21 protein-coding genes are annotated in these 24,712 nt (G+C 74.2%); 13 read left to right on the forward strand and 8 right to left on the reverse strand.

Annotation, left to right across the window (positions count from 1 at the left end; translation table 11 throughout):
- Nucleotides 1-28: 28 nt before the first annotated feature.
- Both ABZU53_RS06585 and ABZU53_RS06590 read right to left on the reverse strand, forming a co-directional pair.
- Nucleotides 29-526: an NUDIX domain-containing protein gene (locus ABZU53_RS06585; RefSeq protein WP_355064314.1), complete on the reverse strand. Its 498-nt coding sequence runs from the start codon at nucleotides 524-526 to the stop codon at nucleotides 29-31.
- Nucleotides 527-585: 59 nt separating this feature from the next.
- A complete protein-coding gene (locus tag ABZU53_RS06590; protein WP_355064353.1) occupies nucleotides 586-1,851 on the reverse strand; it encodes a M48 family metallopeptidase in 1,266 nt (421 codons plus the stop codon).
- A 208-nt stretch (nucleotides 1,852-2,059) separates the two neighbouring features.
- Between ABZU53_RS06590 and ABZU53_RS06595 the strand changes: the two genes are divergently transcribed.
- From ABZU53_RS06595 to npdG, 4 genes are all read left to right on the forward strand, one after another.
- Entirely contained in the window at nucleotides 2,060-2,263 is a 204-nt protein-coding gene (locus ABZU53_RS06595) for a hypothetical protein (RefSeq protein ID WP_354856657.1), read from the forward strand.
- Between the two features lie 82 nt (nucleotides 2,264-2,345).
- Entirely contained in the window at nucleotides 2,346-3,260 is a 915-nt protein-coding gene (locus ABZU53_RS06600) for a histone (protein ID WP_355064316.1), read from the forward strand.
- An 86-nt stretch (nucleotides 3,261-3,346) separates the two neighbouring features.
- Nucleotides 3,347-4,777, forward strand: coding sequence for an RNB domain-containing ribonuclease (locus ABZU53_RS06605; protein ID WP_355064318.1), 1,431 nt, complete (start codon nucleotides 3,347-3,349; stop codon nucleotides 4,775-4,777).
- Between the two features lie 93 nt (nucleotides 4,778-4,870).
- Nucleotides 4,871-5,569: an NADPH-dependent F420 reductase gene (gene npdG / locus ABZU53_RS06610; RefSeq protein ID WP_354856662.1), complete on the forward strand. Its 699-nt coding sequence runs from the start codon at nucleotides 4,871-4,873 to the stop codon at nucleotides 5,567-5,569.
- A 497-nt stretch (nucleotides 5,570-6,066) separates the two neighbouring features.
- Here npdG and ABZU53_RS06615 read toward each other — a convergent pair whose 3' ends face one another.
- The 3 genes from ABZU53_RS06615 to ABZU53_RS06625 all read right to left on the reverse strand — a co-directional run bounded on the left by ABZU53_RS06615 (nucleotide 6,067) and on the right by ABZU53_RS06625 (nucleotide 10,478).
- Entirely contained in the window at nucleotides 6,067-7,317 is a 1,251-nt protein-coding gene (locus ABZU53_RS06615; protein ID WP_355064320.1) for a DUF222 domain-containing protein, read from the reverse strand.
- 405 nt (nucleotides 7,318-7,722) lie between these two features.
- On the reverse strand, nucleotides 7,723-8,568 hold the full coding sequence (gene panB, locus ABZU53_RS06620; protein ID WP_355064322.1) for a 3-methyl-2-oxobutanoate hydroxymethyltransferase: 846 nt from the start codon (nucleotides 8,566-8,568) through the stop codon (nucleotides 7,723-7,725).
- Between the two features lie 152 nt (nucleotides 8,569-8,720).
- A complete protein-coding gene (locus ABZU53_RS06625; RefSeq protein ID WP_355064324.1) occupies nucleotides 8,721-10,478 on the reverse strand; it encodes an NAD+ synthase in 1,758 nt (585 codons plus the stop codon).
- A 239-nt stretch (nucleotides 10,479-10,717) separates the two neighbouring features.
- Between ABZU53_RS06625 and glnA the strand changes: the two genes are divergently transcribed.
- From glnA to ABZU53_RS06645, 4 genes are all read left to right on the forward strand, one after another.
- The gene (gene glnA, locus ABZU53_RS06630) at nucleotides 10,718-12,067 is read left to right on the forward strand and encodes a type I glutamate--ammonia ligase (protein WP_354856670.1); all 1,350 of its coding nucleotides are present in this window, start codon (nucleotides 10,718-10,720) and stop codon (nucleotides 12,065-12,067) included.
- 87 nt (nucleotides 12,068-12,154) lie between these two features.
- Entirely contained in the window at nucleotides 12,155-12,580 is a 426-nt protein-coding gene (locus ABZU53_RS06635) for a DUF350 domain-containing protein (RefSeq protein WP_354856673.1), read from the forward strand.
- Between the two features lie 65 nt (nucleotides 12,581-12,645).
- Nucleotides 12,646-13,338 (forward strand): YafY family protein, encoded by a 693-nt coding sequence (locus ABZU53_RS06640; protein ID WP_355064326.1) that lies wholly within the window; start codon nucleotides 12,646-12,648, stop codon nucleotides 13,336-13,338.
- Between the two features lie 127 nt (nucleotides 13,339-13,465).
- Entirely contained in the window at nucleotides 13,466-13,843 is a 378-nt protein-coding gene (locus ABZU53_RS06645) for a VOC family protein (protein ID WP_354856677.1), read from the forward strand.
- A gap of 178 nt (nucleotides 13,844-14,021) precedes the next feature.
- Here the strand turns inward: ABZU53_RS06645 and ABZU53_RS06650 are convergent, their stop codons facing one another.
- A complete protein-coding gene (locus tag ABZU53_RS06650) occupies nucleotides 14,022-14,504 on the reverse strand; it encodes a hypothetical protein (protein ID WP_354862339.1) in 483 nt (160 codons plus the stop codon).
- A 221-nt stretch (nucleotides 14,505-14,725) separates the two neighbouring features.
- Between ABZU53_RS06650 and ABZU53_RS06655 the strand changes: the two genes are divergently transcribed.
- Nucleotides 14,726-14,899 carry a hypothetical protein gene (locus tag ABZU53_RS06655; RefSeq protein ID WP_355064328.1) on the forward strand — a complete coding sequence of 58 codons (174 nt, stop codon included), beginning with the start codon at nucleotides 14,726-14,728 and terminating at the stop codon, nucleotides 14,897-14,899.
- A gap of 138 nt (nucleotides 14,900-15,037) precedes the next feature.
- Here ABZU53_RS06655 and ABZU53_RS06660 read toward each other — a convergent pair whose 3' ends face one another.
- The gene (locus tag ABZU53_RS06660; protein ID WP_354862343.1) at nucleotides 15,038-15,973 is read right to left on the reverse strand and encodes an LD-carboxypeptidase; all 936 of its coding nucleotides are present in this window, start codon (nucleotides 15,971-15,973) and stop codon (nucleotides 15,038-15,040) included.
- A gap of 153 nt (nucleotides 15,974-16,126) precedes the next feature.
- Here ABZU53_RS06660 and ABZU53_RS06665 point away from each other — a divergent pair, with 153 nt between their 5' ends.
- Entirely contained in the window at nucleotides 16,127-16,894 is a 768-nt protein-coding gene (locus tag ABZU53_RS06665) for a type 1 glutamine amidotransferase (RefSeq protein ID WP_355064330.1), read from the forward strand.
- Nucleotides 16,894-19,932, forward strand: a complete 3,039-nt coding sequence (locus ABZU53_RS06670) for a bifunctional [glutamine synthetase] adenylyltransferase/[glutamine synthetase]-adenylyl-L-tyrosine phosphorylase (protein WP_355064332.1) — start codon at nucleotides 16,894-16,896, stop codon at nucleotides 19,930-19,932. The genes ABZU53_RS06665 and ABZU53_RS06670 overlap by 1 nt, the downstream gene beginning before the upstream one ends.
- 6 nt (nucleotides 19,933-19,938) lie before the next feature.
- Here ABZU53_RS06670 and ABZU53_RS06675 read toward each other — a convergent pair whose 3' ends face one another.
- Nucleotides 19,939-21,597, reverse strand: coding sequence for a hypothetical protein (locus tag ABZU53_RS06675; RefSeq protein ID WP_355064334.1), 1,659 nt, complete (start codon nucleotides 21,595-21,597; stop codon nucleotides 19,939-19,941).
- 44 nt (nucleotides 21,598-21,641) lie between these two features.
- On the opposite strand from ABZU53_RS06675, the gene mptB (ABZU53_RS06680) reads away from it, so the two are divergent.
- Nucleotides 21,642-23,042: a polyprenol phosphomannose-dependent alpha 1,6 mannosyltransferase MptB gene (mptB, locus tag ABZU53_RS06680; RefSeq protein WP_355064336.1), complete on the forward strand. Its 1,401-nt coding sequence runs from the start codon at nucleotides 21,642-21,644 to the stop codon at nucleotides 23,040-23,042.
- Between the two features lie 56 nt (nucleotides 23,043-23,098).
- Entirely contained in the window at nucleotides 23,099-24,601 is a 1,503-nt protein-coding gene (gene mptB, locus ABZU53_RS06685) for a polyprenol phosphomannose-dependent alpha 1,6 mannosyltransferase MptB (protein ID WP_355064338.1), read from the forward strand.
- The last annotated feature ends 111 nt before the right edge of the window (nucleotides 24,602-24,712 follow it).

The following is a 24,712-nucleotide window of genomic DNA, read 5'->3' on the forward strand; positions in this document are numbered from 1 at the left end:
GAGCGCGTCGCGGCCTGACGGACGCGGCTCAGGCGGGGACGTCGTCCCAGGTCGTGCCGGGCGGGAGGTAGCCGGCTGACGGGTTCTCGCGCAGCGCGTAGGCGAGGACCAGCAGCGCGTGCTTGTCCAACTCGGGCAGCCGATCGAGCGGGAACCACCGCACGGCCAGCGAATCGTCGTCGTTGACCCGGGCGGTGCCGGCCACGACCCGGCAGACGAAGCCCAGGTTCAGGTATTCGCAGTGGTCCCCGTTGGGGTAGGTGTGCGGGTGCGAGACGGCACTGGACAGCCGTACCGGCGTCACGTCCAGGCCCGTCTCCTCCCGTACCTCCCGGACGAGCGCGGTGGCCGGCTGCTCGCCCGGCTCCACGAAGCCGCTGATCACCGACCACCGTCCGTCGTCGGAGCGCTGGCCGAGCAGCACCTCGCCGGCGTCGTTGCGGATCACCGCGCTGACGCTGGGCAGCCACAGCAGGTCGTGGCCGACGTGTTTGCGCATCCCCGCGATGTAGTCAGGTACCGCCATCGGGCGATCATAGGCCGCGCGTGGGCGCCCGCCGCCGTCCCGGCAGCGCCGCGCCGCGCTCAGCCCGACCAGGCGACGGTACGACGAAAGCGCGCGTACTCCCCGGCCAGCTCGGCGTCGATCCGCTCCATCCGGGCGGGGGTGAGCACCACCGCCGGATCCTGCCACGGGCGTCCGGCGAGCATCCGGCGGCGTAGCCCGATCGGCGGGTGGGCGGCGAAGAGCGAGGCTTCGTCGCGGACCGACAGTTGGCGCAGCAGCGGCAGCCGGTCGCTGCTCGCCGCCCGGGCCTCGGCGAACGCCGATCGCCAGCGGTCCGGGCCGTGCCCCGCCCGCGTCTGGACGCGCACCGCCAACGCCATCGACTCGCCGGCCAGCAGGGCGTCGAGCAGGCCGGTGGCGGCCGTCGTGCCGGCGACGCGGGCGGCCAGGTCGTCGGCCAGGTACTCGGCGCGCTGGCTGTCCCGCAGCGCCACGCTCACCAGCACCAGGTGCGCGCCGAACAGCACCCGGGACACCACCCACTGGAACGCGCGGCCCAGCGCGTCACCCACCATCTCCACCAGGCCGGCGCCGATGGTGGTCCGTACCGGCCGGAACAGGTCGGCGGCCGACGCGAGCATGGTGAACGCGGGTTGGGTGAGCAGACCCCGACGCGGGTCGCCGTTGACGAAGTGGCCGAGTTCGTGCCCGAGCAACGCCACCCGTTCGCCGGCGGGAAGCGAGCCCCACAACGGCAGCCCGAGCCCCAGCACCCTGCGGCGTCGCACCCCGACCGCGTTCGCGTACGCGTTGATGTCGCCGTCGACACCGACCACGTCCGGCGTCGGCGCGCCGATCGCCGCGGCCACCTCGTCGATCAGCCCGAACAGCTCCGGCGCCCGGTCGCGGGACAGCACCTCCAGATCCGGGTCGACCCGGCCGAAGCGCGGCCGCAGAGCGACCGCCAGGCCGACCATCGCCACGCCCAGCAGGATCGCCAGGTTGGGAAAGGGGAACGCCACGATCAGCCACCCGCCGACGACCGCGAGGGCGAGCACGGCCGCGACCAGCAGCAGGGACACCACCGCGGTCAGCACCCGTGCCCCGTTCGACCCGCCATCACCGAGCGGGCGGCCAACCAACTGCCGGAACTGCCGCCCGGTCGCCTGGAACGCCAACCGGTGGGTCCACCTGTCGACCCAGGTCCAGCCGAACTCGCGCTCGCGCCGCCGGGGGTCGTAGGCGTCCAGGTTCCACTCACAGCCGGGGCACCACGGCACCGCGTCCCGAAGCGATGCGGTGGTGGTTCCGCATCCCGGGCACGCCCCCGCGCCGGTCGCCATGTTGATCACGGCCACGAATCCTGCCCCGGACCGCCGCACGCGGGAATCGACCGTTCGGTCACCGGCGTTCGCGCGCGCCTAGTGCCCCCACCTGCACTTCTTTCGGTGTTTTCGCCCGGAGCGCGGTATGCGTCTCTACTGTGGAGAGGGTTCGGCGACTTGTGTGATCCGGTGGCGGCCAGCCGGTTCGCGGTGCACAGTGATTCCCATGAGCGACAGCGGACGTAATGGGCAGTTCTACTGGTGCACCCGGCACCACCGGGTCGAGACGGACACCGACGTGTGTCCGGCGAAGCACGTCCTCGGCCCGTACAACTCGGCGGCCGACGCGGAGAACGCCCTGCAGCGAGTGCAGGAGCGGAACGAGGCGTGGGAGGCCGAGGACGCCCGTTGGGCCGGGGACGACAGGTAGACGGCGCGGGACGGCCCGCGTCGCGGTAGTTCGTGCTCCGCGAGGACGCACGCGAGAGCACGTCCCCGAGGAGGGAACCACGATGGCCGAAGCACAGCAGGCCACCACCCGTCCGGCCGCCCGACGCACCACCGCGAAGAAGACCGCCGCGGCGGAGCGCAACACGGCGGCGAGCCGGACCACCCCCGTGCGCAAGTCCACCACGGGCGCCGCGAAGGCGCCGGCCCGCAAGGCGGCCGGCGGCGCGGGGCGTGCCCCGGCCAAGAAGACCACCACGGCGGCGAAGAAGGCCCCGGCGAAGAAGGCCGCTCCCTCCAAGACGGCCGCCACCACGACCGCCGCCGCCAAGACCGCTGCGGCGAAGAAGACCGCTGCGGCGAAGAAGACAGCTGCGGCGAAGAAGACAGCGACCAGGACCAGCGCGGCGGCGAAGAAGGCCCCGGCGAAGAAGGCCCCGGCCAAGACCTCGCCGGCCACCCGCAAGACGACCACCGCCGCGAAACGGGCCCCGGCGCGCAAGAGCACCACCGCCGCGAGCAGGACGACGGGTACGGCGAAGAAGACGACAAGCGCCGCCAAGAAGACCACGGCGTCGGCGGCGAAGAGGACCACCGCCGCCGCGAAGGCGCCCGCGCGCAAGGTCGCGACCAAGGCGTCCCCGGCGAAGAAGACGGCCGCCAAGAAGGCCCCGGCGAAGAAGACGGCGGCGAAGAAGGCGCCCGCCAAGAAGACGGCGGCGAAGAAGACCGCTTCCACCCGCCCGAGCGGCGGCGCCCGCAACGCCCCGGCGAAGAAGGCCCCGGCCGCGAAGGCGACCGGCACCTCGTCGATCACCGCCCGCAAGGCGGCGGCGAAGAAGGCCCCGGCGAAGAAGACCACCGCGGCCAAGGCGCCAGCCCGCACGGTGACCGCCCGCAAGTCGCCCGCCCGCCCGGTCGCCGCACGAGCCACCACCCCACGGGGTACGCGCAGCACCGCCCGCAAGGCGACCGGCTGAGCGCAGGCAGCCTCGGCTCGACACCCACGGAGATCTCGGCCGGTCACCGGAAGCGGATCACCGGTGGCGCTGTCAGGATTGACCCCGTGGTCATCCGACGCGTACTCGCGCCCCGCATCGACTTCGGCGCGCTGCGCCGCGAACTCGGCCTGCCCGAGGGTTTCCCGGCGGCCGCCCAACGGGAGGCCGACGCGGCGGCTGCCGCGCCGCCCCGGCCGTCCGTCGACCGCACCGACATACCGTTCGTGACGGTCGACCCGGCCACCTCACGTGACCTGGACCAGGCGATGCACCTCGCCCGCCGCCCAGGCGGCGGCTACCGGGTGCGGTACGCGATCGCGGACGTCGCGGCGCACGTCGAGCCGGGCGGCGCGCTCGAGGAGGAGACCTGGCGGCGCGGGCAGACGGTCTACCTGCCCGACGGCAACGTGCCGCTGCACCCGCTGACGCTCAGCGAGGGCGCGGCCAGCCTGCTGCCCGACGACGACCGCGCCGCCGTGGTGTGGACCATCGACCTGGACGCCGACGGCGGCACCGTGGCCGTCGAGCTGGAGCGCGCCCTGGTGCGCAGCCGGGCGAAACTCGACTACACCGGGGTGCAGGCGGCGGCCGAGGCAGGCCGACTGCCCGAGCCGATCGCGCTGCTGCCCGAGATCGGCGACCGGCTGACGGCCCGCGGCCTGCGCCGTGGCGCCATCAACCTGCCGCTACCCGAGCAGGACGTGGAGCCCGACGGCGACGGCTGGCGGCTGGTGCTGCGCGGGCCGGTGCCGATGGAGGAGCACAACGCGCAGATCTCGTTGCTGACCGGCATGGCCGCCGCCGACATCATGCTCGCCGGCGGGGTGGGCCTGCTGCGGACGATGCCGGCACCGAAGCCGGAGGCGGTGCAACGCCTGCGGGCGGCCGCCGCTCCGCTGGGCGTGCACTGGCCGGACGGCGCGGGCCCCGGCGAGGTGATCGCCGGCCTGGACGCCGCGCAGCCGCGTTCCGCCGCGTTCATCGACCAGGCGGCCGAGCTGATGCGCGGCGCCGCGTACACCGCCTTCGACGGCACTCGGCCGGAGCAGCCGGAGCACGGCGGGGTGGCCGCCGCGTACGCCCATGTCACGGCGCCGTTGCGGCGCCTCGCCGACCGGTACGCCACCGAGGTCTGCCTGGCCCTGCACGCGGGCCGCGAGGTGCCCGACTGGGCCCGCGCGGCGCTGCCCCGGCTGCCCGAGGTGATGGCCAGCACCGACCGGACCGCCTCGGCGGCCAGCCGCGGCGCCGTCGAGCTCACCGAGGCGGTGCTGTTGGAGCACCGGGTGGGGGAGACCTTCGACGCGGCGGTGCTCGACGTCGACGCCCCGCCCAACGGCAAGTCCCGGCCCCGCCCGCCCGGCGGAACGGTGGCCCTGGACGCCCCACCGGTACGTGGCCGCTGCCTCGGTGCGCTGCCGCTCGGCGAACGGGTCCGGGTCCGCCTGGTCACCGCCGACCCGGCGGCCCGCACGGTGCTGTTCGAGCTGGCCTGAGCGGTGTCGTTCGGGAGTGGTTCGCTCGGGTAGCGGGGATTGTCACAGCGGCTCGCGCTGCTGACGGACCGGGCGGTTTGCGAGGATGAGCCCATGGCATACGACGCGAGCACGCTGCCCGACGTGTCCGGGCTGACGGTCGGCATCATCGGCGGCACCGGCGACCAGGGCCGTGGCCTCGCCTACCGGCTCGCCCGGGCCGGGCAGACGGTGCTGATCGGCTCCCGATCGGCGGAGCGGGCCGCCGAGTCCGCCGCCGAGATCGCCGCTCTGCCCCGGATGCCGGCCGACGTCCGCATCACCGGCGCAGCCAACGACGAGGTCGCTCGCCGCAGCGACGTCGTGATCATCGCGGTCCCGTGGGACGGGCACGCCGCCACCGTCGCCGCCCTCGCCGAGCCGCTCGCCGGAACGATCGTCGTCGACTGCGTCAACCCGCTGGGCTTCGACAAGCAGGGCCCGTACGCCCTCCCCGTCGCCGAGGGCAGCGCCGTCCAGCAGGCCGCCGCGCTGTTGCCCGACTCCCGCGTCTGCGCCGCGTTCAACCATGTCAGCGCCCCGCTGCTGGCCGACCCCGAGGTCGACCGGATCGACCTCGACGTGCTGATCTGCACCGAAGACCGGGAACTCGTCGACATCGTCGGGGCGCTCGCCGCCCGGATCCCCGGAATGCGCGGCATCTACGCCGGCCGGCTGCGCAACGCCCACCAGATCGAGGCGTTCACCGCGAATCTGATCGCCATCAACAAGCGCTACAAGGCGCACGCCGGCATCCGCGTCACCGACCTCTGAGAGCGCACGTCCGCTCCGGGTAGGGACGGTCGGGCGCACGGCTCTTGGCCGGACGGCCAGGGTCTGCCCGGTCGCTCTGAATCGGCTGGTCAGATGACAGCGCCCTGAGGGACCATGCGGCGTGACCGATGCTGATGGGGTGCTGAGGATCGCCTCGCAGAGCTGACGAGCCTCCTACAGCGAGATGATCCGGAGGTCGTCGTGTCGCTGTGGCACGACCTTTCGCATGTGAGCGGGCTCTTGCGGCTGCTGGCGTACCTCGACCTGCCCGACACTCGCCAGGTGCGCGAAAACTAGGTGTCGCTACCGATCGAGCCAGGTGTCGCTACCGATCGAGCCGCCCATGCCGGTCGCGCCGAGGCCGGGCGGCTCGGCCCATGCGCCGCCAGGTTGCACCCCGCGGCACCCCTTGTCGGCTCACGCACGCGCAGCATCTGACCACGAGCTAACGAGGCTGAACGACGGCCCTACTGGGGTGATTGGCTGTCTCGGTGTGGTCACGTCCGCCGGTGGTAGTGGTTGCGGCGGGGGACCTGTTCGGGGTCGAGCCAGGCCGGTGGGATGAATTCGGGGTGGCCGTCGCCGCTCAACTGGACGGTCCAGTCGCTGTGGTGGAGGTGTCGGTGGTGGTGGCCGCAGAGGAGCACTGCGTTGGGCAGGCTGGTGTCGCCGCCGTCGGCCCAGTGTCGGATGTGGTGGGCGTCGCACCAGCGGGGTGGGCGGTCGCAGCCGGGGAAGGCGCAGCCGCGGTCGCGGAGCACGAGGGCGCGTCGGAGTGGGCCGGTGATGAGGCGGCGTTGCCGGCCGACGTCGAGTGGTTGGCCGGCGCTGCCGAGGACGGCGGGGAGGATGGCGGCGTCGCAGGCGAGGCGCCGCACGGTCTCCGGGGCGAGCTCGAAACCGGTGTCCAACGTGCCTCCGCCGAGCTGCCGGCCGAGACCGTCGTAGCTGGTGGTGACGACGATCTGCGCGGGCTCGCCGCCGTGCTCGGGTAGCTCGCCGGTACGCAGGCTGAGTCGGCACAGGTCGGCGAGGGCGTCGTGGCGGCGTTGGCCGGGGGAGCGTTGGTCGTCGGGGCCGGACGGCGCGGTCAGTGGGTCGATGGCGGCGCGGAGCAGGCCGGCGGTTTCGGTGTCGAGGGTGCCGGTGAGGCGCAGACGGCCGTCGGTGAGGGTGGAGAGGGTGAGGTGGCGGTCGCGGGCGGCTCGTCGGGCCTCGGCGTCGAGAGCGGCCTGGGCGGCGGCGTCGGCGATGTCGGGGGCGACGTGGTCGACGATGCGGGTGCCGAGTTTGCGCAGCAGGGTGGGGTCGAACTGCCCAGCCCACTCGACCAGCAAGCCGACCGCCTTGTCGGCCGCCGCGCTGCCGGCGGCGGCCTCGACGGTGGTGACGGTGTCGGCGATGACCCGGGCCTGGTCGAGCGTGATGTCGGCGTCGGCCAGTGCCTGTCGTATGCCGGGGTTGCCGGTGTCGAGGGCGGTGGCGAGGTCGACGAGGCGGCGGGCGGCGGGGACGGTGAGGTGCAGGCGCTCGCGCAGCCACACCGCCGTGGAGGACGCGCCCTGCGCGGTCGCCGCGCGCCGGCCGTCGAACTCTCGGATCAGCGCCAGCTTGACGGCGGCGAGGCGCTGCTCGATGCGGTGCGCGGCATCGAGCGCGGCGATCAGTTCCTGCTCGGGCAGAGCCCAGGTGGCCGAATCGGCGCAGGACAGGATTGCGGCTTCTGCCTGCGCCAGCCCCTCCACCATGACCCGAGACTAGAACACCTGTACGACACTTTCAGCGACCAAGATCGATGATCTGTCAGCGCTCAGACTGAAAGCGGAGGGACCAGCCAGCGAACGAGACACCGTGCCGCCGGGCCACGGGCCACGGGCCACGGACCACGGACCACGGGGCCACGGACCGCAGGCCGAGTCCCTGGGCCGCAACACACGGGCCGCAGGCCGAGTCCAGGGGCTGCAGCCTGTGGCCGTCACAACCCGCGATCTGCGTGGCGGTGTGGGCGTGTTGCCCGCTGCCCGCTCCCGCCGGCCCCACCTCGTTTGGGCACGGCCCGGAGCTGCGTGGGAGCGGCAGGGCTGTGGCCCCGTGGCCCGGCCCGTGGTCCGTGGCCCGGCCCGTGGTCCGTGGCTCGTGGCCCGTGCAGCGCTCTAGAAGGTGTGTTCGGCTGCCGGGAACTCGCCGCCGCGGACCTCGTCGGCGAAGCGGCGGGTGGCGTCGGTGAGGACGTCGGCCAGGTCGGCGTAGCGCTTCACGAAGCGCGGCGCCTTGCCGGTGCGCAGGCCGGCCATGTCCTGCCAGACCAGCACCTGGGCGTCGGTGTCCGGGCCGGCGCCGATGCCGACCGTGGGGATCGCCAGTTCGTGGGTGATCTGCTTGGCCACCTCACCCGGCACCATCTCCAGCACCACCGCGAACGCGCCGGCCTCGGCCACCGCCCGCGCGTCGGCCAGCACCTCGTCGGCCGTGTCGCCCCGGCCCTGCACGCGGTAGCCGCCCAGGGTGTGCTCGCTCTGCGGGGTGAAGCCGATGTGCGCCATCACCGGGATGCCGGCCCCGACGATCGCGGCGATCTGCGCGGCGCAGCGTCGGCCGCCCTCCAGCTTCACCGCGTGGCAGCCACCCTCCTTCATGAACCGGACGGCGGTGCGCAGCGCCTGGGTGGGGCCCTCCTCGTACGAGCCGAAGGGCAGGTCACCGACGACGAGGGCCTGCTGGGTCGAGCGCACCACGGCCTGTACCAGGGGAAGCAGGTCGTCGGCGGTCACCGGCAGGGTGGTCTCGTAGCCGAACACGTTGTTCGCGGCCGAGTCGCCGACCAGCAGCACCGGCACGCCGGCCCGGTCGAAGATCCCCGCCGTGTACTGGTCGTACGAGGTGAGCATCGGCCACCGCTCGCCACGCTCCTTGGCGGCGATCAGGTCGCGGGTGCGGACCCGACGGGTGGCCGGTCCGCCGTACAGCGCGGTCACCTCGTTGGGAGTGGACTCGGTCATGACTGTCTCCTTCCTCGAGGCCGCCTGCGCGGTCCCCGGGTTCCGTCGCGATCGTCGCACCGCCAGGCCCGGTGACGGCAGAGCGCAGTGGAAGATGTCACTCACGACCGCCGCGCCGGGCCGGGTCAGTCACCCGGCCCGGGAGGACGGGCTCAGCCGTGCTCGCGCCAGCGGTTGGTGATCGGCAGACGACGGTCGCGGCCGAACGCCTTCATGGAGATCTTCGTGCCGGGCGCCGACTGGCGTCGCTTGTACTCGGCGGTATCCACCAGCCGCAGCACCTTGTCGACAACGGCCGGGTCGTGGCCCGACTCGACCAGCCCGTCGCGGCCCAGGTCGCCGTCGACGTAGCCGATCAGGATCGGGTCCAGCACGTCGTAGTCGGGCAGGGAATCGCTGTCGAGCTGGCCCGGGCTCAGCTCGGCGCTCGGCGGCTTGCCGATCGAGTTCTCCGGGATCGGGGCGGTCTCGCCGCGGCGGGCCGCGTCCGCGTTGCGCCACTTCGCCAGCCGCCAGACCAGCGTCTTCCAGACGTCCTTGATCGGGTTGAAACCGCCCACCGAGTCGCCGTACAGGGTGGAGTAGCCGACCGCCAGCTCGCTCTTGTTGCCGGTGGTGAGCACCAGGTGGCCCTCCTGGTTCGACAGCGCCATCAGGATGACACCGCGGACCCGGGCCTGGAGGTTCTCCACGGCGATCCCGGACAGCGACAGGTTGGCGAGGAAGGCGTCCACCATCGGCTGGATCGGCTCGACGCGGTAGTCCAGCCCGGTGCGCTTGGCCAGGTCGGCGGCGTCCTCACGGGAGTGCTCGGAGGAGTGCTGGCTGGGCAGCGACACCCCGACCACCCGGTCCGGGCCGAGCGCGTCGACGGCGAGGGCGGCCACCACCGCCGAGTCGATGCCGCCGGAGAGGCCGAGCGCCACCGACGCGAACCGGTTCTTGTTGACGTAGTCGCGCAGGCCGAGCACCAGCGCGTGCCACACCTCGGCCTCGTCGGCCACCGGCTCGATCAGCCCGCCGACGGCGGCCGGGCCGGACGGCGCGGGCGGGATCACGTCCACCGTGTGGTGCGCGACCCGCATGTCGTCCGCGACGTTCCGGCTGCCCGGGGCCGTGGTCGCGGCCGGCAGCTCGACGTCGTGCACGAGCAGGTGCTCGACGAACTGCGGGGCGCGGGTGAGCAGCTCGCCGTCGGAGGTGACGATCATCGAGTCGCCCTCGAAGACCAGCTCGTCCTGGCCGCCAATCATGTTGACGTACGCGATGGCGGCGTTCGCCTCGGCGGCCCGGCGGCGAACCAACGGCAGCCGGATGTCGTCCTTGTTCAGCTCGTACGGCGAACCGTTGATGTTGACCACCAGGCCGACGCCGGCCTGCCGGGCGGCGGCGAACGGGCCGCCGGCCTGCCACAGGTCCTCGCAGATGGTCAGCGCGACGTCCACCCCGCCGATCCGCACCACGGTCAGCTGGTCGCCGGAGACGAAGTAGCGGTCCTCGTCGAAGACGCCGTAGTTGGGCAGGTGGTGCTTGAAGTAGCGGGCGACCACCGTGCCCCGGTGCAGCAGCGCGGCGGCGTTGCGGGCACCCCGGCCCGGCTCGGCGTCCCCGCTGATCTGCGGCGGCCCGTCGGCGTCCAGGTAGCCGACCACGACCGGCAGGTCACCGAGACCGTCCTCGGCGAGGTCGGCGGCGAGCCGCTGGAGGGCGGCCTGGGACGCGGCGACGAAGGAACGCCGGAAGACCAGGTCCTCGACCGGGTAGCCGGTCAGCATCATCTCCGGGAAGAGCACGAGCTGGGCGCCGGCGTCGGCGGCCTGGCGGGTCCAGCTGCGGACCAGGTCGGCATTGCCGGCGAGGTCGCCGACGCTCGGGTTGACCTGGGACAGGGCGAGACGCAGGGTGGGCATGTCCTCATCTTGCCTCAGCATGGCCGGAGCAATCCGTACCGTCGGACGAGATGGCGGCCACGCGCGAGCGCCGCGCGACGGCCAGGCCGGATCGGTACCGTTCGGCGGGCGGGACGCGAGGGGACGGACGGCGGCGGTTCGCGTAACGTCTGCGTAACCAGGCCCGGGAACACTGGGCGGTCAGGTCGGGTACAGCCCGACCAAGGCGGACAAAAGAGTTGTCGCGAGGGGTTGGGGAAGTGGACCGTCAGCAGGAGTTCGTCCTCCGTACGCTGGAAGAGCGGGACATCCGGTTCGTCCGGCTGTGGTTCACGGACGTGCTGGGCACGCTCAAGAGCGTCTCGGTGGCGCCCGCCGAGCTGGAAGCGGCCTTCGAGGAGGGCATCGGCTTCGACGGCTCGGCCATCGAAGGCTTCGCCCGGGTCTTCGAATCGGACATGGTGGCCATGCCCGACCCGACCACCTTCCAGGTCTTCCCGTTCGAGGGTGGGGTCAGCGGCGAGAGCGCCCGGATGTTCTGCGACATCCTGCTGCCCGACGGCGGCCCGTCCTGGGCCGACCCGCGGCACGTGCTGCGCCGCGCGTTGTCCAAGGCGGCCGAGAAGGGCTTCACCTTCTACACCCACCCCGAGATCGAGTTCTTCCTGCTGGAGAACGGCCCGCAGGACGGTTCGGTGCCCACCCCGGTGGACACCGGCGGCTACTTCGAGCACACCACCCACGCGGTGGCCCGCGACTTCCGCCGCCAGGGCGTGCTGGCGCTGGAGCGGATCGGCATCTCGGTGGAGTTCAGCCACCACGAGGTCGCCCCCGGCCAGCAGGAGATCGACCTGCGCTACGCCGACGCGCTGACCACCGCCGACAACATCATGACCTTCCGGCACGTGGTGAAGGAGGTCGCGCTCTCCACCGGTGTGCAGGCCAGCTTCATGCCGAAGCCGTTCACCGACCAGCCGGGCAGCGGCATGCACACCCACCTGTCGCTGTTCGAGGGCGAGCGCAACGCCTTCCACGACAGCGGCGACCCGATGAAGCTCTCCAAGGTGGCGAAGTCCTTCATCGCCGGCCTGCTGGTGCACGCCCGGGAGTACACGGCGGTCACCAACCAGTGGGTCAACTCGTACAAGCGGCTGTTCCCGCAGGCCCTGCCGGACCGGATCACCGAGAGCCCGGCGTACGTCTGCTGGGGTCACCTGAACCGGTCCGCGCTGGTCCGGGTCCCGGCGTACGGCAAGCCGAACTCCGCCCGGGTCGAGGTCCGGTCGCTGGACTCGGCGACCAACCCGTACCTCGCCTTCGCGGTGCTGCTCGGCGCCGGCCTGAAGGGCATCGAGGAGGGCTACGAGCTGCCGCCGGGCGCCGAGGACGACGTCTGGTCGCTGAGCAGCGCCGAGCGCCGCGCCATGGGGTACGAGGCGCTGCCGGAGAACCTGGCCGAGGCGATCGACGTGATGGCCGGATCCGAACTGGTCGCCGAGGTGCTCGGCGAGCACGTCTTCGACTTCTTCCTGCGCAACAAGCGGGCCGAGTGGGAGCAGTACCGCCGCGAGGTCACCCCGTACGAGCGGCAGCGTTACCTGGCGCTGTAGTCGCGGGGCTGACGGGGTGGCGCGCTGCCGCTATCGTCTCGATCACCGCGCCGGTACCCCTCCGGGCGGAGAGTCGGGAGGCAGTCGGTGCTGGAGGACCTGCTCAGCGGTGCCTGGCAGAGCGTCGTGTTCGGGGTCGTGGGCGTCGGGCTCATGGCTGCCGGGTTCGGGCTCGTCGACCTGCTGACCCCGGGGCGGTTGCGGGAGCTGATCTGGGTCGAGCGCAACGCCAACGCGGGGTTGCTGCTCGCCGCCAACCAGCTCGGCATCGCCGGCATCGTCTTCACGGCGATCCTGACGAGCTACAGCGACTTCGGCCGGGGGCTGGCCTCCACCGTGGTGTTCGGGCTCGTCGGGCTGGCCATCATGGCGCTCGCCTTCTTCGTGCTCGACCTGCTCACCCCCGGCAAGCTCGGTGAGGTCATCTGCTCGTCCGAGCCGCACCCGGCGGCCCGGGTCAGCGCCGCCACGCACTTCGGCGCGGCTCTGATCGTCTGCGCCTGCATCGCCTGAGCGGGGGTCGCCTGAGCGCGCCGCGTCCCGGGCTGTCGTCGTACCCCGGCCGTAGCGTGCCGGGCATGAACCGCACGGACCGGCTCTACGCCCTGGTCGAGGAGCTGCGGGCGGTGTCGCCCCGGCCCCGCAGCGCCCGCTGGCTGGCCGCCCACTTCGAGGTGAGCAGCCGGACCATCGAGCGGGACATCGGCGCGCTCCAGGAGGCCGGGGTGCCGATCTGGGCCGAACCCGGGCGCACCGGCGGCTACGTCCTGGACCGCGCCCGCACCCTGCCGCCGGTCAACCTGACCCCGGCCGAGGCGGTGGCGATGGCCGTCGCGCTGCACCGGCTCGCCGGCACCCCGTTCGCCGGGCCGGGCGCCACCGCGCTGCGCAAGCTGGTGGCGGTGCTGCCGGCCGCCGACGCCGCCGAGGCGCACCGCCTCGCCGGCCGGGTGCACCTGATCGGCGACGGGCCGGCCACGCCCGTCCCGGCCACCGTCGCCGACGCGGTCACCGCGCGGCGGGTGCTGCGCATCCGGTACGCCGACCGCGCCGGCACCGACTCGGTGCGCGACGTCGAGCCGCTGGGCTACCTCGGCAACCCCCGACACTGGTATCTGCTCGCCTGGTGCCGGCTGCGCGACGAGCTGCGCTGCTTCCGTACCGACCGGATCGGGGACGTCCGGGCGCTGCCCGAGGTGGTGGTCCGGGAGCTCCGCCTGACGGATCTCGACATCCCCCGGGAACGGGTCCGCCCGCTGAGCCTGGTCTGAGTCGGGTCGGGCACGCACCGATCTCCGTCGGGTGATCCGGAAACACCGACAGGACGGTGTCGCGGACGGCCCCGAAACTGCTCTGGACGACGGCGAACCGCCGTCCCGGCAACTCTGGAGGCAGCACGTGTCCACGACGCCCATCACCTGGTTCGAGATCGGCACCGACCGGCCGGAGGAGGCGGAACGCTTCTACGGCGAGCTGTTCGGCTGGACCTTCGAGGAGCAGGGCGCCGGTAGCGGCGGGTCCTATCGGGTGACTGGTGCCGGCGGTGACACCGGGATCGGCGGCGCGATCCGGGCGACCGACGGGACGTCCCCGAACTACGCGGTGTTCTACGCCGAGGTCGACGACGTGGCGGAGACCTGCCGGCGGGCCGAGGCCGCCGGCGCGAAGGTGCTGGTGCCGGCGCGGACCGCACCCAGCGGACTCACGCTCGCCCACCTGCTCGACCCGACGGGAAATCGCATCGGCGTGTTCGCACCCCCGCCCACCCAGGGCTGACGCGCGCGGCCCCCGCCACGCCGGGGCTGACGTCAGTCCCAGGGGCATGATCGACTCCAGGTCGCCGATGTGGCGGCGTCCGAGTGCGATGGACGCCGCCACATCGGCGAAACGGAGTGGATCACGCGGGACCCCTGGGGGCACGCTGCCCGGGGTGGTCGGAGGCCGACCTGTCGGGCTACTTGCCGGGCGTACCCGCGGGAGCGCCGTGGCCGTCCGGCCCACGGTCGCCGCCCGGCCCACGGTGGCCGCCGCCGGGGCCAGGGAAGACGCCGGCCTCGACGGCCTTGGTGATGGCGTCGGCCTGCTCCTGGGTGAGCTTGCCGTCCTTGACCGCCTGGTCCAGCCGCTCCTTGAGCGCGGCCTGCCGGTCCTCGGCGGACGGGCGCGCCGGACGATCGGCGGGCCGGTGCTGCTCGCGGACCTTCTCCAGCGCGGCGGTCACCTTGTCGGTGGGGACACCCAGCTCCTTGGCGAGCGCCTCGGCGAACTCACCCTGCCGGTCGGCCTTCGCTCCGGGAGCGGTGGCGGTGCTGGCGCTCGGGGTCGGCGTCGGGGTGCCCGCGGCGAACGCGATCGTCGGGGCGGCGATCCCCACGCCGAGGACGCCCGCGGTGGCCAGGCCGGCCAGCAGGTGCTTCCTACGGATGGTGCGGGACATGCTGTCCTCCAGAAAGTCGGTGATGCGGCGATGTCGTCACCGACAGTGACGGCTGATTCTGGGCGCGACCCGTGGCGACCCTGTCAGCGAGCTGAAAATCGAGCAGCGGGCTGCCCGTCGAGCAGCGGGCTGCCGATCGTGGCGGTGCGCGGGGAAATCGGTTGTGTCGTCGTTGGTCAGGCGGTCAGGGTTGGTGGCCGCCAACGGAGGGACACCTCGCGATGACCGTCGAGATTCGGGAGATTCCTCTCACCGGGTCGGACACCGGCCCGTACGGCATCACGGTTGGGCCCGACGGCGCGTTGTGGCTGACGCTGGTCCAGGCCGGCGGGATCGCCCGCCTGGGGCCCGACGGCGAGACGGAGTCTGGGCAGCCCTGGAGATCGGCGCAGTAGCCCACCTGACCCCACCCCCACCCCCTGACCCCGGTGATCAAGAGGTTTGCGTCACGATCCGGCCCGAAAATGACCCAAACCTCTTGATCACCGGGGTGGGAAGCGGGCGGGAGGCGGCGGGAGGGTGGGAGGCGGGGGCTAGCGGACGGCGGGGGTGGCCGTCAGGGTTCCGGTGTCGGTGTCCAGGGTTGCGGTGGTGCCTACCGGGACGGTCAGCTGGTCGGGGCCGTGGCCGATGGGGAGGCCGCCGAGGACCGGTACGCCCAGGTCGCCGAGGCGTTCGGTGAGGACGTCGACGATCGTGGTCTCCCAGCCGTCGCCGCAGTCGGAGAACTGCCCGACCGCCACACCGGCCAGCCCGTCCAACGCTCCGGCGCGGCGCAGGTGGGTGAGCATCCGGTCGACCTTGTACGGGGGCTCCTGCACGTCCTCGATCAACAGCACGGCACCGGTCAGATCGGGCAGGTCCGGAGTGCCGATCGACGCGGCGATCAGGCACAGGTTGCCGCCCAGCAGGGTGCCGGTGGCGCGACCCGGCACCCGTACGCCGAAGGTCTCCTCGGTGGGCACCGCCTCGACGGTCACCGGCTCGGTGGTCATCAGCGCCGCGTGCAGGGACTCGGCGGAGCGCAGCGACGTCCGCTCGTCCCGCCAGGCGGCCCCCGGGCCGTGCACCCCGGCCAGCCGGGCGCCCCGCCACAGGGCGAGCTGCAACGCGGTGATGTCCGAGAAGCCGGCCACCACCTTCGGGTCGCGGCGGACGGCGGCCATGTCGATGGCGTCCACGATCCGCTGGGCGCCGTACCCGCCCCGGGTGCAGATCACGCCGCGCACCTGCGGGTCGGCGAACGCCGCGTTCAGGTCGGCGGCCCGCAGGTCGTCGGTGCCGGCGAGGTAGCCGTGGCGGGCGTACGCGTTCGGCGCCGGCACCGGCCGCAGGCCCCACCCGGTGAGCAACTCCATCCCCCGGGCGACCCGCTCCGGCGAGGTCGGCCCGGACGGTGACACCAGCAGCACCGTGTCCCCGGGGCGCAGGACGGGTGGGCGGACGACTGCCGAATCCTCGTTGATCACAACCGCAGAGCCTAACGACACCGTGGAGCCTGACGAGCAGCGAACGCCGGCCGTCGACGCCGGTGGGCGCGCCGGCCAGCAACCCCGGCGCGCGGCGCGGGGATCCGAGTGGCGGGGCGTGGCGCTGCGGGACGTACCGGCTAGCCTCGACGCGTGGCAACCGCGCTGGTGATCGAGAACGACCCGACGGACGACGCACGCCGGTTGGGTGAGTGGCTGACCGAGACTGGGCTGGAGCTGTGGGTGGTCCGCCCGCACGCCGGCGAAGAGCTCCCCGCCGACCTGGAGGGGTACGCGGCGCTGGTGGTGCTCGGCGGCGACCAGCAGGCGTACCCGCTGCCGGACGGCTCGCCCGGCGCACCCTGGTTCCCGGCCGTGGAGGGGCTGCTGCGCAAGGCGGTCCGGTACCGCGTGCCCACCCTGGCCGTCTGCCTGGGCGCGCAGCTGCTCGCCACCGCGCACGCCGGGCTGGTCGAGCGGAGCCCGTCCGGGCCGGAGATCGGCCCCGGCGTGGTCGGTCGGCGTGACGCCGCGGAGGGCGACCCGCTGTTCCGGTACGTGCCGCTGATCCCGGACGTGCTCCAGTGGCACTCCGACGAGATCACCGAGCTGCCCCGGGGCGCCACCCTGCTGGCGGCCTCCACCCGGTATCCGCACCAGGCGTTCCGGCTCGGCGACCGGGCCTGGGGGCTGCAGTTCCACATCGAGTGCGACACCGCGATGATCGCCGACTGGGCCACCGACTCGGCCCAGCTCGCGGAGCTGGGCTACGACCCGGAGCTGGTCGTGGCGGCCTGCGACTCGGTGATGGTCGACGTCGAGGAGGTCTGGCAGCCGTTCGCCGCCCGGTTCGCGGCGCTGGCCCTCGGCGAGCTGGACGACAGCACGACGCGGCGGGGCCTGCCGCTGCTCGGGCACTGATGAGCCGGCCGACGAGGGCGCCGGGCCGGCTCGCCCGCTACGGCTTCGGCGTCGCCGAGGGCGACGGCGGAGCCCGCGCCGCCGACCTGCTCGGCCCGGACGGGTTGGGCCTCTGGCAGCCGGTCGAGCAGGAGCCGGTCGACGAGCCGGCCAAGGAGCTGCTCGCCGCGCTGTCCCGCGCCGCCGACCCGGATCTGGCGCTGCGCCAACTGCACCGCATCGTCGAGGCCGAACGGCGCATCAGCGGCGACGGCGGGCCTGGCGGCAGCGGCGCGAGCTCGCCGCTGATCGCGGAGCTGCTCGCCGACCCTGGGCTGCGGCGTCGACTGATCGCCGTCCTGGGCGCGTCGTCGGCGCTCGGTGATCATCTGGTGGCCAACCCGGAGCACTGCCTGGCGCTGCGCACCGCCCCGGACGGGCTCGCGCCGATCGCCGAGGGTCGACTGGAACCGGCCGGCGACGGCAACCCCGTGGCGGTGCTGCGGACCGCGTACCGGCTGGCGTTGCTGCGGATCGCGGCGGCCGACCTCACCGGCGGCCGGGCCCTGGAGCAGACCATGGCGGCGCTGTCCGCGCTGGCCGACGCGACGCTTGCCGCGGCGTACGAGATCGCCGTCGACGAGCTGGCGGAGGGCACCGAGCGACCCCGGCTGGCCGTGGTGGCGATGGGCAAGTGCGGCGGCGGCGAACTGAACTACGTCTCCGACGTGGACGTGATCTTCGTGGCGGCCGAGGACGGCGACCTGCCGGCCGCGACCCTGGTGGCGACCCGGCTGATCCACATCTGCGGGCTTGTCGCCTGGCCGGTGGACGCCGCGCTGCGGCCCGAGGGCAACCGGGGCCCGCTGGTGCGCACCCTCGCCAGCCACCTGGCCTACTACCGGCGGTGGGCGCGCACCTGGGAGTTCCAGGCGCTGCTCAAGGCCCGTCCGGCCGCCGGGGACCTGCCGCTGGCCCAGGAGTGGATCGACCAGCTGGCCCCGCTGGTGTGGAGGGCCGCCGAACGACCCGAGGCGGTCGAGGACGTCCGTGCGATGCGCCGCCGGATCATCGACAACATCCCGCCGAAGGAGCTGGAACGCGAGATCAAGCGCGGTCCCGGCGGGCTGCGCGACATCGAGTTCGCCGTCCAGCTCCTGCAACTGGTGCACGGTCGCGGCGACGAGACGCTGCGGGCGCCGGGCACCATCCCGGCGCTGCGTGCGCTGGTCGCGGGTGGCTACGTCGGCCGCGCCGACGGCGAGTCGCTGCTGCGCGGCTACCGCTTCCTGCGCAGCGTCGAGCACCGGCTCCAGTTGCAGGCCCTGCGGCGTACGCACACCGTGCCCACCGAGCCGTCCGCGCTGCGCTGGCTGGCCGCCGCGCTGGGTTTCACGGCCACGCCGGGACGCAACGCCGTGGAGAGCTTCCGGGCCGAGTGGGTCACCCACGCCACCGAGGTACGCCGGCTGCACGCCAAGCTGCTCTACCGGCCGCTGCTGGAGTCGGTGGCCCGGGTGCCGGCCGACGGGCTGCGGCTCACCCCGGAGGCCGCCCGGCACCGGTTGGAGATCCTCGGCTTCGCCGACCCGGCCGGGGCGCTGCGTCACCTCCAGGCGCTCACCGGCGGGGTGAGCCGTACCGCGGCCATCCAGCGGACCCTGCTGCCGGTGCTGCTGAGCGAGTTCGCCGACGCGCCGGAGCCGGACCGGGGGCTGCTCAACTACCGCAAGGTCTCCGACAAGCTGGGCAGCACCCCCTGGTACCTGCGGCTGCTGCGCGACGGCGGTCCCGTCGCGCGGCGGCTGGCCCGGGTCCTGGCCCTCTCCCGGTACGTCGCCGACCTGCTCGCCCGCGATCCGGAGGCGCTGCGGCTGCTGGCCGAGGAGAACGAGTTGGCGCCGCGCCCACGGGCGGTGCTGCGGGAGGGCTTCCTGGCGGCGGCGGCCCGACACACCGACCCGGTCGAGGCGACCCGCGCGGTGCGGGCGCTGCGCCGCCGGGAACTGGTCCGCGTGGCGTGCGCCGACGTGCTCTGCCGCGCCGGCGCGCTCGCTCCCACCCCGACCCGGCCGGACGGCACGACGCGGCCGGCCGTCGGCCTGGCCGACATCACCGAGGTCGGCACGGCGCTCTCCGACGTCACCGACGCCACTCTCGCCGCCGCGCTGCGCGCCGCCCGGGCCAGCCAGCCGGCGCCGGCCGGGCTGCGGTTCGCGGTGATCGGGATGGGCCGGCTGGGCGGGTACGAGTCGAACTACCTCTCCGACGCCGACGTGCTCTTCGTCTACGACCCGCCCGCCGACAGCGGCGAGAGCGCGGCCAGCGCCGCCGCGCACGCGATCGCCGAGGAGCTGCGGCGGCTGCTCGGGGTGCCCGCCCCCGACCCGCCGCTCGGTGTCGACGCCGACCTGCGTCCGGAGGGCCGGCAGGGTCCGCTGGTGCGCAGCCTCGCCGCGTACGCGCAGTACTACGCCCGCTGGTCGCGGGTGTGGGAGGCGCAGGCGCTGCTGCGTGCCCGGTTCGTCTGCGGCGACGCCGACCTGGGCGCCGAGTTCGAGGCGATGATCGAGCCGGTGCGCTACCCGGCCGAGGGGCTGACCCGCGAGCAGATCGTTGAGATCCGCCGGATCAAGGCCCGGGTGGAGACCGAGCGGCTGCCGCGCGGCGCCGACCCGGCCACCCACACCAAGCTGGGCCGGGGCGGGCTGGCCGACGTGGAGTGGGCGGTCCAGCTCGTCCAGCTCCGGCACGCCGGAGCGATCCCGGAGCTGCGCGGCACGCGTACCCTCGATGCCCTCGCGGCCGCCGAGCGGGCCGGCCTGATCGACCCGGCGGACGCCGCCGAGATGGCCGCCGGCTGGTCCCTGGCCGCGCAGGTCCGCAACGCGTTGATGCTGGTCCGGGGCCGCGCCGGTGACCAACTGCCCCGGCACGGGGTGGAGCTGGCCGGGGTGGTCCGGCTGCTCGGCCGCGACGACCCGGGGGAGTTCCTGGACGAGTACCTGCGCACCGGCCGGCGCTCGCGCGCCGCCGCGCAGCGGGTGCTGGAGGCGTAGCGCCGGTCAACTGCCGACGGTGTACTCGCCGGCGTGGGGAACGGTGACGACGCTCCAGACCCCGTCGGCGGAGACGGTGGCGCCACCGGACGCGGCCAGCCAGCGGCTGTAGCGGACGCGGACCGCGACCGGGCCGGCGGTCGGGGCCCGGAAGGTCAGCGCCGCGCCGTCGGCGCGGACCAGCTCGGCGGGCGCGGCGACCAGCGGCGTCGGGTCGGCCACCGCCCAGACCCGCCAGTGCGCGCCGGACCAGACCGGCGTCAGGTACGGCAGGCCGCCCTCGACCAGCTCCGCCTCGGCCCGTCCCACCCAGGACAGCGGGGCGTCCGGCACCGCCACGTACTGCACGGCGTTCTCCGCCAGCCAGGCCCGGTAGCTGGCCGGGGTCAGCGGCACGCCGGTGCCGGTCGCGCCGGGCACGGTGGTGAAGAACAGCGGGTTTCGGTCGATGTCGGCCTGCCGCAGCCAGCCCCGGGCCAGTGGCACCTCGCCGAGGCGGGCCGCCTCCCAGTAGTTGCGCGTCGGCGGCACCTCGACCCGGCCGGTGAGCCGCTGCCCGGCCAGGAACGCGCGCAGCGGCGCGTGGTAGCCGGGCGCGCTGATCGGGTCGCCGATGCCGCGCAGGTCGGCGGGGACCACCGGCGGCTGCCACCCGCAGACGGCCACCAGCAGCGCGGTCAGGCCCACGGCGCCCAGCAGGCGAGCACGCCGCGACCGCTCGGGCGTCGCGGTGCTGGGCGGCGCGGCGTCGGGCCGGGCGGCATTGGGCGGCGCGGGGCGGTCGGCGTGCCGGCGGGCGAGGCGGGCGAGGCGGGCGGTGAGCCAGGCTGGTGGCCGGGCGGCGGCGGCCAGCACCGGCAACGCGAACATCGTCGCCAGCCGGGTCGCGTTCAACCCCACCGGGGTGTGGACCAGCGCGGCGGCGAGCACCCCGGCGGCGGCGAGGAGCGCGCCGACCCGCACCGGCCGGTACGCCACCAGCGCCGCCACCACCAGGCTGGTCACCACCGCGCGCAGGGTGTCGGTGCGGCTGATGTTCATCCAGCCGCCGTCGCCGAAGAGCAGCGCGGTCGCGGCCAGCGGCACGGCCGCCGCGACAGCGAGCGTCAGACCGTCGGCGTAGCGGCGGGTGAGCAACAGCGCCACGCCCGCCAGGCCGACGAACAGGCCCGCCACCGGGCTCGTCGCCGACGCCAGCAGCGCGCCGACCGCGGCGAGCGCGAGCCGCCGACGCGGGGGTACGCCCCGAGTCAGCGCCAGCAGCGCGGCCAGCCCGAACGCCACCCCCAGGGCGTACGTCACCCGGCCGGAGACCAGGTTGCCGGTCAGCGTGACCACGCCGACCAGGCTGCCCAGCAGCGCTCGGGGCACCGGGCTGCGGACCAGCAGCGCGGCCAGCGCGGCGGCCGACGCCACCAGCGCCAGCGCACCGGTCACCCGCACGCCGAGCAGGGCCATCACCGGCTGGGACACGAGGCTGTAGCCGAACTGCTGCACCCCGCCGTACCAGCGCAGATCGATCGGTGTCAGGCCGTGGGCGGCGAAGAAGTCCGCCCGGGCGACCTGTGCGGCCAGGTCCGAGCCCATCAGCGGCAGGGCCAGCCAGAGCGCGCCGAGCACGACTGCGGAACCGGTGGCCACCGCCACCACCCGACTGCGCCGCATGCCCACCTCCGTACCGCGACAACCGTACTGGCAGCATGTCCGGCGTGCCTCACCACCTCGCGCGCTGGACCGGACTGGCCGGATCGGCGTTGCTCGCCGTCGCCGCGTTCCTCGGCGGCGCCCTGCCCGGGTCACCCCTGCGCCCCACCCCGGTCAGCATCTGGCAGGGCCCGAACGGGCCGCTGGTCCTCGCCGCCTGGCTGGTCGGCACCGCGCTGCTGGCGTACGCCTGGTGGTCGTTGCGCGAGCGCGTGCCATCGACCCGCTGGGCGCTGGTCACCGTCGGGCTCTGGCTGCTGCCGGTGCTGATCGCGCCGCCGCTGGCCAGCCGCGACGTCTACGCGTACGCCTGCCAGGGCGCCAGCTACGCCGCCGGGATCAACCCGTACGAGCAGGGGGTGTCCGCGCTGCCCTGCCCCTGGCTGGACACCATCTCCTACATCTGGCGCGACACGCCGGCGCCGTACGGGCCGCTGTTCGTGGTGCTCGCCGGCGCGGTGGTCAAGGCCACCGGCTCGCTGACCGGCGCGATCGTGGTGTTCCGGCTGATCGCCGTGGCCGGGGTGGCGCTGACTGCGGCCAGCCTGCCGGTGCTGGCCCGTCGCGCCGGCGTACCGGCTCCCCGGGCGGTCTGGCTGACGCTCGGCTGCCCGCTGGTCGCCGTGCACCTGGTCTCCGGCGCGCACAACGACGCCCTGATGGTCGGCCTGCTGGTCGCCGGGCTCGCGGTGATCGCCTCGCGGCCCGGCCGCCCCGGTCCGCTGCTCGCCGGTGGCGCGCTGCTCGGGCTGGCCGCCGCGATCAAGGTGACGGCGCTGGTCGTGGTGCCGTTCGCGGCGCTGGCGGCGATCGTCGGCGGGTACTCGATCCGCGCGCTGATCCGCCACGGCGGCTGGGTCGTCGGCGGCGCGGTCGCCGTCGTGGTCGGGGTGACCTTCGCCGCCGGACTGGACTTCGGCTGGGTCGGCGGCCTGGCCCGAGGCGGCGACGTGATCGCCTGGACGTCGCCGTCCACGGCGGTCGGCCAGACCGTCGGCTACCTGGCGGTGCCCTTCGGCGGGCACCTCGACGCCCTGCCGGTCACCCGGGGGATCGGCATGGCCGTGCTGGTGCTGCTGCTGGTGTGGCTGTGGTGGCGGGCCCGCACCCGGGAGCCGCTGTGGCACGCCGCTCTGGCGCTGGCCGCCACGGTCGCCCTCGCGCCGCTGTTCCACCCCTGGTACTGGATCTGGCCGCTGGCCGTGCTCGCGGCCACCGCCCGGCGTACCGGATGGTTCACGGTCGTCGCGCTTGTCGCGTCGTTCCTGGTGCTGCCCGACGGCACCGGGCTGCCCCGGTTCACCAAGTCGGTCGGGGCGCCGCTGATGACGCTGTTGGTGATCGTGCTGGTCATCCGGTTGGTACGGTCGGCTCGGGCGGCCCGTCAGCCGGTCGCCGCCGACTGAGGGACGGTGCGCCGGTAACCACTCCCGGCGTACCGCCGCCGCTCTACGGTCTTTCGGTGGCCCGTTTTGCCCGGTATGCCGGCCTGGTCGGCGCGATCCTGCTCACCGTTGCCGGGTATCTCGGCGGGGCGCTGCCCGACGCCCCGCTGGGCGCGACACCGGCGTCGATCTGGCGAGCCCCGCACGGCCCGACGACGCTGACCTGCTGGCTCATCGGCACGGCGCTGCTGGTCGGCGCCTGGTGGTCACTGCGCGCCGGTGCGCCGTCGGGTCGGTGGGCGTACGTCACCGCCGGGCTGTGGGCCCTCCCGCTGCTGGTCGCGCCGCCGCTGGGCAGCCGGGACGTCTACTCGTACGCCTGCCAGGGCTGGACGTACGCGCACGGCGTCGACCCGTACGCGGTTCCGGTGGCGGCGGCCGGCTGCCCGTGGCTGGAGACGGTGGCGCCGATCTGGCGGGACACGCCTGCTCCGTACGGGCCGGTCTTCGTGCTGCTCGCGGCGTTCGCGGTGGGTGTCGGCGGCGGCCTCACCGGCACGATCGTGGCGCTGCGGGTCATCGCCGTGGCGGGCCTGCTCCTGGCGGCGTACTGCCTGCCCGGCCTGGCGCGGGCGGCCGGCGTGCCGACCCGGCGAGCGGCCTGGTTGGCGCTGGCCGCGCCGGTGGTCGGCGTGCACCTGGTGGCCGGGGCGCACAACGACGCCGTGATGCTCGGGCTGCTGCTGTGCGGGCTGCTGGTGGTGGTCCGCCGGCCGGGCCGGCCCGCGGCGCTGCTGCTCGCCGGCGTGCTGCTCGGCCTGGCGGTCACGGTGAAGGCCACCGCCGTGGTGGTCGCCCCGTTCGCCGCGCTGGCCGCGGTGCACGGCCGGCACACCGTACGCGCGCTGCTGCGCGACGGCGGCTGGCTGGCCGGCGGGCTGCTGGCCGCGCTGCTGGTCACCTCGGCCCTGTCCGGCCTCGGCTTCGGCTGGGTGGGCGGGCTGACCCGCAGCGGAGACTCCGAGCAGTGGACGTCACCGCCCACCGCCGTCGGCCTGGTGGTGGACTACGCCGGCGCGCTGGTCGGGCGGGACCCGCAGGCGGTGCCGGTGACCCGCGCGGTCGCGTTGGTGCTGCTCGCGGTCGTGCTCCTGGTGCTGTGGTGGCGCGCCTGGCGAGAACTGCGGGCTGGCCCGCCCGGAGCGCCGCCGCGAGAGCTGCGGGCAGATGATCGCGATCCGAGCGGCGTGGACAGGCCGGCGGCCGGCTCGGCGCGGTGCCGTGCGGCACTGCACGGCGCGGGCCTCGCACTGGTCGCCACCGTCGTCCTGGCCCCGGTCTTCCACCCCTGGTACGCGACCTGGCCGCTGGCGCTGCTCGCGCTCACCTCCGCCCGGACCACGTGGTTCGCGCTGCCGGTGGCGGTCGCGGCCTTCCTGGTCCTGCCCGACGGCACCAACCTGGCCCGCTTCACCAAGGCCCCCGGCGCCCTGGCGATGACCGTCCTGCTCCTCTTCCTGCTCCTTCGGGTGCGGGAGCGGGTGCGGCGGAACGGACCGGAGCGCCGGCCACGTTCCTGACAATCGGTCCGACGTGCAAGATCGTGCTCGATCCTGGATGTCAACGCTGTTGCGTTTGGCGATCGGGACTTGAGTCAAGGGCTTTGGAGACGCGAACGGGACTTCTGATAG

This window comes from Micromonospora sp. NPDC005194 (assembly GCF_040608335.1).
Taxonomy (GTDB): domain Bacteria; phylum Actinomycetota; class Actinomycetes; order Mycobacteriales; family Micromonosporaceae; genus Micromonospora.

Bases quoted from the DNA above. Each gene is read 5' to 3' on its own strand.
- ABZU53_RS06655 (WP_355064328.1), top strand. From the start codon at position 14,726: ATGACCGTCGAGATTCGGGAGATTCCTCTCACCGGGTCGGACACCGGC.
- ABZU53_RS06600 (WP_355064316.1), top strand. From the start codon at position 2,346: ATGGCCGAAGCACAGCAGGCCACCACCCGTCCGGCCGCCCGACGCACC.
- ABZU53_RS06640 (WP_355064326.1), top strand. From the start codon at position 12,646: ATGAACCGCACGGACCGGCTCTACGCCCTGGTCGAGGAGCTGCGGGCG.
- ABZU53_RS06585 (WP_355064314.1), bottom strand. From the start codon at position 526: ATGGCGGTACCTGACTACATCGCGGGGATGCGCAAACACGTCGGCCAC.
- ABZU53_RS06625 (WP_355064324.1), bottom strand. From the start codon at position 10,478: ATGCCCACCCTGCGTCTCGCCCTGTCCCAGGTCAACCCGAGCGTCGGC.
- ABZU53_RS06650 (WP_354862339.1), bottom strand. From the start codon at position 14,504: ATGTCCCGCACCATCCGTAGGAAGCACCTGCTGGCCGGCCTGGCCACC.
- ABZU53_RS06670 (WP_355064332.1), top strand. From the start codon at position 16,894: ATGAGCCGGCCGACGAGGGCGCCGGGCCGGCTCGCCCGCTACGGCTTC.
- ABZU53_RS06595 (WP_354856657.1), top strand. From the start codon at position 2,060: ATGAGCGACAGCGGACGTAATGGGCAGTTCTACTGGTGCACCCGGCAC.
- panB (WP_355064322.1), bottom strand. From the start codon at position 8,568: ATGACCGAGTCCACTCCCAACGAGGTGACCGCGCTGTACGGCGGACCG.
- ABZU53_RS06615 (WP_355064320.1), bottom strand. From the start codon at position 7,317: ATGGTGGAGGGGCTGGCGCAGGCAGAAGCCGCAATCCTGTCCTGCGCC.
- ABZU53_RS06590 (WP_355064353.1), bottom strand. From the start codon at position 1,851: ATGGCGACCGGCGCGGGGGCGTGCCCGGGATGCGGAACCACCACCGCA.
- ABZU53_RS06675 (WP_355064334.1), bottom strand. From the start codon at position 21,597: ATGCGGCGCAGTCGGGTGGTGGCGGTGGCCACCGGTTCCGCAGTCGTG.
- npdG (WP_354856662.1), top strand. From the start codon at position 4,871: ATGGCATACGACGCGAGCACGCTGCCCGACGTGTCCGGGCTGACGGTC.